The sequence below is a fragment of the Aurantimonas sp. C2-5-R2 genome (assembly GCF_036549495.1).
Classification (GTDB): domain Bacteria; phylum Pseudomonadota; class Alphaproteobacteria; order Rhizobiales; family Rhizobiaceae; genus Aurantimonas; species Aurantimonas coralicida_A.
Map to the genome: position 1 here is coordinate 1 of NZ_JAZHLJ010000292.1, position 531 is coordinate 531.

General features: G+C 66.3%; 1 protein-coding gene. It reads right to left on the minus strand.

What is annotated here, in order from left to right; all coding sequences use genetic code 11:
- Positions 1–449, minus strand: a 449-nt coding sequence (locus VQ044_RS25580) for a transposase (RefSeq protein WP_327651566.1), incomplete at its 3' end; no start/stop codon positions are given.
- Positions 450–531: the final 82 nt, after the last annotated feature.

Sequence of the window (531 nt, forward strand, 5' to 3'; positions counted from 1 at the left end):
GACGGCGCCAGCGCGGTCAGGAACGGCAGGGCCCAAACCCTTCCGGCGAAGGGGATTGGGGCAAGCAACATGACGCTGATCCAGCGCAGGCCGCTGGCCTTGACGAAATGGCCATGGCTGGAGCGGACCGGATCACGATAGATGCCGCGGGCCTTGATCCGAGGCCCCCAGCGGCGCTCGATGGTCTCGTCGATCCCGATCACGACGGGCCCGTCAGGCACGAACGCGGCAACCAGCAGAGTGAGCAAGCGCTGCGCCAGGGCGCGGGGTGGCCAGCGATTGCGGTTGAGGACGCGATGGAAGTTGGTGAAGCTCGGCGTTTCCCGCATGCCCATGATGCTGAGCGCCGCGGCGACAGTACGCCGACCGGGCGAGAGAATGGCGCCGGCGACGAGCGTGAGCACGTGCTGGAAGGTAGGCCGGGTGAAAAAGACGGAAAACGGCGCCATCCACTGCGCCAGGATAGCTGGATGAGCGGAGGTTGGCATGGTATCGGCTCCCGATGGTAAGTCCCATGGGGAATCCGGCTGC